Raw genomic sequence first — 7,319 nt, 5'->3', positions numbered from 1 at the left:
CAGAAACCTACAGATAGTACAACTCAACATGTTCGATCCTACAAGTGGGGGTGTTTATGAGAACCTAGGAAAAGATCCTTAATTCAACTTCTACAAGACCTTTTTGTGAAAAATAGAATTTAGTCGGATGTCAGTAATTTTGTATCTGAAATATATTCAACCAAAGCATTTGCCATTGACTTTGCCGCTGGTCTGTGATTGCGAAACCACAATTCCGGCTCAATCAATTCCAATTCTGATAAGCAGGGTTGGTCATTGTTGTCCCAAAGTACATCGACACGAGCATACACAGGCTGGAAAGTGCATGCAGCTACTACTTTTTCAGCAAATGCTATTTCTTCAGGATTAGCTTCATAATCGTGTACTGTGCCTCCAAAGTCGTCTTGTACCCTGAAGTCTCCTTCTTTTCCTTTTTTGAGGATGGAATGACTATACTTCCCACCAAAAACCATAAATGCAACTTCACCTTTTTTTATGATTTGATGCTGAAACTCTTGCAGCAACATGGATTCTGATTTGATTAGTTTTTGATAGATACTTTCATATTGATCAGTCTCATTGGCTTTCATCCGATAAGTGTGTCGTGCGCCACCGGATATGGCTGGTTTTAGGATTACTTCCTGCCATCCTGTTGATGTGATCAGTTCTGAAAGCGTGCGTTTATCTTTTGGTTTTATAAAAACAGTAGGAGGAATACGTATTCCTTTTTTTGATAGGTCTTCCAGATAAAACTTATCAATATTCCATTTGATAATATTTTCCGAATTGATAAGTTTGGTTTTTTTACTTACGGATTCCAGCCATACTTTGAATTCATCAAACCTATTGAAATAATCCCATGTGGTGCGAAATAGAATGTACCGGGTAGTTGACCAGTCAAAATCCGGATTGTCCCAATTGGTGCGCCAAACCCTAAGCCCTTTGGTTGTCAGAGCATCAGCTACCAGTTGGTCTTCTGTCAATACATTTTGTGTGTACGGATCAATTTTTTGAGGTGACACATACCTGAAGTCAGTGAGAAGTACAACATCATATTGACACATCTTATTTGGTGTTTTGTACTAAAAAAACAGAGCCAGGCTAAAAATTACCGTTGACTCAGGGACTCTTTGATCTTGCTGCTAAAGTCACGAAGTATTGTTTCAGTGCTTTCCCAATCAATACATTCATCTGTAACTGATACGCCGTATTTTAGCTGAGATTTATCTTCCGGAATAGACTGTTTTCCAAAGTTCAGGTTGCTTTCAATCATGATACCCATGATAGATTTGTTACCAGCCTGAATTTGCTGAGCTATATCATTAAGTACTACTGATTGATTCACTGCTTTCTTTCCACTGTTGGCGTGGCTGCAATCCACCATAATGTTGTGAGGGTATCCTGCTTTGTCCAGTTTTTCTTCATAAGCTTTAATATGCTCTGAAGAATAGTTAGGCCCTTTGCCACCTCTTAATATGATATGAGAATTTGGATTGCCTGAAGTTCTCACCACCGCAACATTTCCGTCAGGATTGATACTTACAAAGTTGTGGTTTCCGGCTACAGACATCAGTGCCTGTATGGCTATATCAATATTGCCATCTGTTCCGTTTTTGAACCCGACTACCGATGAAAAGCCACTGGCCATTTTTCTATGACTTTGGGATTCAGTAGTTCTTGCTCCGATAGCCGTCCATGAGAACAAATCCTGAATGTATTGTGGTGTTACAATATCCAATGCTTCTCCTGCTGTTGGCAATCCCAATTCAGCTATATGAGTCAACAATTCTCTTGAGATGTGCAATCCTTCGTTGACATCACAACTGTCATCTAATTTTGGATCATTGATTAGCCCCTGCCACCCGGTAGTAGTACGTGGTTTTTCGAAATAAACTCTCATCACCAGGTACAAAGTGTCTTTTAGTTCGTCAGCCAGTTTTTTTAGTTGAGTAGCATATTCTTTGGCAGCTTTTACATCATGTATCGAACATGGGCCAACGACAACCAGGATTCTGTTGTCTTTTTTATTCAGAATATTTTTAATTGTTGTTTGTCCATCTAAAACAGTTTTGATTATTTTTTCTGTTAGTGGATATTTGCTCTTAAGCTCTGTAGGGGTGATTATAGGTTCTTCCGCACTTACGTTCAGGTTCTCAATTCTCTTATCTGACATTCCTTTTTTATATTATTTTTTTTATGTAAAATCATCAGGGTTAATGTTGAAATACACGAGTAGAGCGCGAAACTAAATGATAATTGACTGCTCTCAAACTTATGCTGCTTTTTTTAGCAAGAACCTTCTATTATTCAGGAAGGTAAAGGCTCTTTATTTTGCTCGATCGAATGGTCTTATTCTTTATTTGCTACCCATTTGATGCCTTCAATGATGTGTTGGCGCCCGAATTCTGTATCCAATGATCGTATGTCATGACCCAATTCGGTATAGAAAAACCTTCCTCCATCCCAAATTCTAGTCCATGCTATGGGATGGTCTTTGCCCATTGGTTTGCCATCCCTGGTTTTAAAATAGTCACGTACCGGCTCGTAGGTAGATTCATCTACTCTGAGAAGGACTTGCACTCCTGGCAGGCCAGTTACAACTTTGGTGTGGTTTGTCCAATCCGCCTCATACCAAAACTCTTTTCCCCATCCCTTTACAGTAGGGTGATCCATTGCCTTAGGATCTACTTTGATTTTGGCCTTTGAAAAATCTGAATCACTATTGAAATCACATCCACCAAGATTCATTATCCAAGGCCAGTTTTCCTGATGTACCAATAAGGCATGTAAGCCCACGATGGCACCTCCATTTTTGTACCATGTTTCGATTATATTGCGTTGTTCCACGCTAAATATTTTGTCCAAAACATTGGCATTGTTGAATAACAATACATCATATAATTCTAATCGCTCTTTTGTGATGTCATCGCCTGTTTCACTCACATCTACCTGCATGTTGTTTTCAGCTCCTAGGCGAACGATCCAGCCATTCACAAGAGGAATGTCCGCATGACGATACCATCCTGTGCCTGAAAAAAGCAATACCCTCAATGGGTTTTCTGCCTTCATGCTGTTGTGATCAACGCTCAATGATTTGTGATTGGTATCAAGGTGTTTTTGAGCGAATACTGAAAGTGAAAGGAAGAGTAAAAAGCAGCTTAAGCAAGCCAGACGAATAGATGATTTGTAGTTCATGAATAATAAAAGTTGATTGTCTTAATTCGCAATTTAACAATAATCATGCTTGAATATTTATGTTTCAATTTTCTCTTATTTTGGTATTATGCAATATCCTCACAGCGTCTATTTTTCTTTGCTTTTGACTGTTTAAAATGACCAATTTTTAGAGAGTATTAGATTTGAGCATGTTTATTATTAATTCTTATCGATATTTATAACACTCTTTTGGAAAGTAATATTCTTTAATCGTAAAAACATGTCAGATGAAACTAGAAGAATTAAAATCAGAAGTACTAATCCTTGCGCTTATACTTTTTTCAATGTGTGTAGTGGTCCTCGCTTGGACTTTTTATCCACATTTGATTTTTCACGTAAACCATGATAGTATTCAGAATATAAAACAGGTTGATATTGGATCACGATATTGGAATTTAGAGACTCTTTTTTCAGGACTTGCATTTTCTGTGATTTTTGTCTCGTTGTGGGTTCAAAAAGAATCTCTAAACAAATCGATACAAGAGATGAGAAAATCTACTTCTGAATTAGTAAAACAGAACAGAATTCAGCTTTTAATGCATTCTAAATTGAATCCTCCCAAATTATATCAGGATGAAATCACCGTTTACCCTGAGAAAAGTATGTTAAATGAAAAAAATAAAGCTGTATTTATCTTAAAGAACCTTGGTGGGAATATACATTCATTATTATTTACGGTCACGCAAAATAATATTTCCTTCGAAGTTTCAAATGCAGAATATATTTATTCTAATCACTATTTTATGCTACATGTAATTTTTAAAAAATGGTCAAAGTTATATGAACAAAATCAAGAGATTCCAATAGGAAAAGTAACTATGGTAGATGAATTTGGGTTTAAATATTTTCAGGATATTGTGTATCATGGATCAGGAAATGCATTGGAGTTTAAAGAAGTGAATTTTGATATTGAAAATTCACTTCTTTAAAGAGGTGATATCAATTCAAAGTCTCTTTAACCGTTCCACATTTCAACATCATATCTCCAAAATAAGGATTTTTAATTTCGTTTACCTGAGTGATCCAATAGGCACCTGTATTGTCTAGTGCCATAGGGCAATGAGCAAGATATAATTCACCTGATGATAAGTTTCCTTTGATCAATGCAGTCATGCCATTGGTAAGGTCAGAAAAAGCAAGTCTTTGCGCATCAATATCATTGGCATTGGCTATTGCCTGTGTTGCTTCTAGAACTGTTTCATTTCCTTCTACTTTTTCGATTACTGTTTGCAGAATCAGAGCATTACTTTTTGATTTGTTAAAATTCGTTTCCGTTAGGGCTATTCTTAACAGTTCGTATTGGTCGAAAGCGGCTTCAAGATTAGTATCTTTAAATGATAGCCCATCAGGTTTTACATCATTTTCATGATGATGGGTCTGTCCATCTCCATGATCATGGTCGTGTTCTTTCTTTTGTGTGTTACAGGAGAGAAGCCCCACTGATAGAAATGTGAAGACTAGTACAAGTGTTTTAAAATCATTGATTTTCATAATTTGACGATTTATTATTCTCATGGTTAATTTAACAATTTTATTGATAATAAAGTTTAAATAATTTTGTGTTGATTGCTATTGTCTTTTTGAATTTTCAAATACTTTTTTCAATTACCTTAACCTGAGGCTATTGGTAATTACTGAAACGGAGCTTAGGCTCATAGCCAAAGCTGCCAACATCGGGCTCAGCAATAATCCGAAAAAGGGAAATAAAATACCGGCAGCTATGGGCACCCCAAGCATGTTGTAAACGAACGCAAAAAACAGGTTCTGTTTGATGTTTCGCATGACATCTGTGCTGAGCTTACGAGCCCGGACAATTCCATCCAGTTCTCCTTTCACCAGTGTCAGGCTTGCACTTTCGATGGCTACATCAGTACCTGTACCCATAGCTATGCCCACATTTGCTTGTGCCAGTGCAGGAGCATCGTTGATGCCGTCCCCAGCCATGGCTACAATTTTCCCTTCTGCTTGTAGGGCTTTTACTTTTTCGTATTTGTTTTCAGGTAACAAATCAGCTTCATAGCCATCTAAACCTAGTTTGTCTGCTACTGCTTTTGCTGTATTTTTATTGTCTCCGGTGAGCATAATTACTTCCAGTCCTTGTTTCTGTAGGGCTTTGATAGCAGAAGCAGATGCCTCCTTAATAGGATCGGCTACACTGATATATCCTGCGATTTGTTGGTCGATTACTACGAACATAACTGTCTCACTTTCTATTTGCCTTTTTTCTACATCCATCTGTACACCTGAGTCCAGCGGCAGATTAAATTTTTCTAACAGTTTTTTGTTGCCGATGGCCACCTGTTTTCCATCGACTTTTCCCGTTAGCCCTTTTCCGGTGACGGAGTTGAAATCATCAACATTTTGTAATGTTAATTTTTTTGCTTCAGCACCGGATACTATGGCATGTGCCAAGGGGTGTTCGCTACTTTGCTCCAATGAAGCTGCTATTTGCAGTAGTTTATCTTCATCATATATTTCATTTATAGACTGCACATGTTGAAGCGATGGTTTTCCCTTTGTAATGGTGCCTGTTTTATCAATAACCAGTGTTGTTATCTTTTGCATTTCCTCAATAGCTCGTGCATCTTTCACCAATATACCTTGCCTGGCACCTTTTCCAGTTCCGACCATAATGGACATAGGAGTAGCTAACCCTAATGCACAGGGGCAGGCAATAATTAGTACAGTGACGGCACTTGTGAAAGCATAAACCAGCCTGGGATCAGGTCCCCAAATAGCCCAAATAGAGAAAGAAATGATAGCAATAGTAACTACAATAGGGACAAAGTAGCTAGATACTTTATCTGCAAGGTTTTGAATAGGGGCTTTTGTCCTGCTTGCTTTGTTCACCATTTCAATGATCTGAGAAAGCAATGTGTCGCTACCTATTTTGAGTGCTTTCATTTGAAATGTACTCGTACCGTTGATAGTACCACCAATAACGTTATCTCCGTTTGATTTCTCCACAGGCACTGGTTCGCCTGTGATCATAGATTCATCAATACTGCTTTTTCCTTCTGTAATCTCTCCATCCACTGGGATTTTCTCGCCGGGTTTGATTTTAATGATATCGTTTAATTTGACATGTTCTAGTGGAATTGTTTTTTCTTCTCCATTGCGAATCACCGTAGCTTCAGGGGGTACTAAATTCAATAATTCTTTAATGGCAGAATTGGTCTGGCTTCTGGCTTTTGCTTCCATTAGTTGACCCAAAAGAATCAACGTGAGAATGACCACTGATGCCTCAAAGTATAAGTGTACAGCACCTGTTGCAGATTTGAATTGTGCCGGAAAAATGTCAGGAAGCAGTAAGGCGGTAATACTAAAAAGGTAAGCTGATCCGGCACCTAATAGGATGAGTGTCCACATATTGGGAGATCGATTGATAATCGATTTGTACCCACGCACGAAAAAATTCCAACACGAATAAAAGATGACAGGAGCACTTAGCACGAATTGAATCCATCCCCAGATTTTTTCACTTGCTATGCCAGAAAGAGAAACACCTACCATGTCGCTCATCGCAATGAAAAATACAGGGAGGGTAAATGTCACAGAAATCCAAAATTTCATAAGCATGGATTGGTAAGCATTGTTTTCTTCTGAATCTCCTTTAGTGGAAATCTTTTTTGGTTCAAGATCCATTCCGCACTTTGGACAGCTTCCGGGGCTATCTTTCACTACTTCAGGATGCATCGGACAGGTATATTCTGTAGTGGATGAACCTGAGGTTTCTTTTTCTAAGTCCATACCACATTTTGGACAATCACCGGGTTGATCGTATTTTTTATTGCCTTCACAAAGCATAGGGCAGTAATACTTGCCACCATCACCATCATCCTTTTTTTTCTGCTTTTTGATTTCGGGCAGGGGGTGTTTGTGCTCAACATGCTCTCCAGGCAAATGAATGTCATAGCGACCCCCATCGTTTTTTAGAGCTTCTTTCATCAGCTCGATAGGAACATGAACCTCCATTGTAACAGTTGCTTCTTTTTCAGCCAAGTCAACAGATACTTCGTTCACACCAGAGACTTGGCTTAAAGTACTTTGTACGTGTTTTCTGCAACCGTCACAGGTCATTCCGGTAATTTTATATGTATGCTTCATGATCTAAATTTTGCTTA

At 38.2% G+C, this 7,319-nt stretch carries 6 protein-coding genes; 1 reads left to right on the top strand and 5 read right to left on the bottom strand.

All coding sequences use genetic code 11. The features are described 5' to 3' along the window. Positions 1-119: 119 nt before the first annotated feature. The 3 genes from AAOP42_RS12125 to AAOP42_RS12115 form a co-directional block, all read right to left on the bottom strand. Positions 120-1,043 carry an ATP-grasp domain-containing protein gene (locus tag AAOP42_RS12125; RefSeq protein WP_349528786.1) on the bottom strand — a complete coding sequence of 308 codons (924 nt, stop codon included), beginning with the start codon at positions 1,041-1,043 and terminating at the stop codon, positions 120-122. Between the two features lie 44 nt (positions 1,044-1,087). Next, positions 1,088-2,152 carry a 3-deoxy-7-phosphoheptulonate synthase gene (locus AAOP42_RS12120; RefSeq protein ID WP_349528785.1) on the bottom strand — a complete coding sequence of 355 codons (1,065 nt, stop codon included), beginning with the start codon at positions 2,150-2,152 and terminating at the stop codon, positions 1,088-1,090. A 176-nt stretch (positions 2,153-2,328) separates the two neighbouring features. Beyond that, complete coding sequence (locus AAOP42_RS12115) at positions 2,329-3,174, bottom strand: ThuA domain-containing protein (RefSeq protein WP_349528784.1); 846 nt, start codon at positions 3,172-3,174, stop codon at positions 2,329-2,331. 248 nt (positions 3,175-3,422) lie between these two features. Here AAOP42_RS12115 and AAOP42_RS12110 point away from each other — a divergent pair, with 248 nt between their 5' ends. Continuing rightward, positions 3,423-4,124 carry a hypothetical protein gene (locus AAOP42_RS12110; RefSeq protein WP_349528782.1) on the top strand — a complete coding sequence of 234 codons (702 nt, stop codon included), beginning with the start codon at positions 3,423-3,425 and terminating at the stop codon, positions 4,122-4,124. 10 nt (positions 4,125-4,134) lie between these two features. Here AAOP42_RS12110 and AAOP42_RS12105 read toward each other — a convergent pair whose 3' ends face one another. Both AAOP42_RS12105 and AAOP42_RS12100 read right to left on the bottom strand, forming a co-directional pair. Further along, a complete protein-coding gene (locus tag AAOP42_RS12105) occupies positions 4,135-4,686 on the bottom strand; it encodes a DUF3347 domain-containing protein (protein WP_349528781.1) in 552 nt (183 codons plus the stop codon). Between the two features lie 114 nt (positions 4,687-4,800). Then, positions 4,801-7,302, bottom strand: a complete 2,502-nt coding sequence (locus AAOP42_RS12100; RefSeq protein ID WP_349528780.1) for a heavy metal translocating P-type ATPase — start codon at positions 7,300-7,302, stop codon at positions 4,801-4,803. Between the last annotated feature and the right edge of the window lie 17 nt (positions 7,303-7,319).

This window comes from Reichenbachiella sp. MALMAid0571, assembly GCF_040151475.1.
In the GTDB taxonomy this organism is placed as follows: domain Bacteria; phylum Bacteroidota; class Bacteroidia; order Cytophagales; family Cyclobacteriaceae; genus CAXBNB01.
Note: the sequence above shows the minus strand (reverse complement) of the source record. Positions and strands in the feature narration are given on the sequence as shown.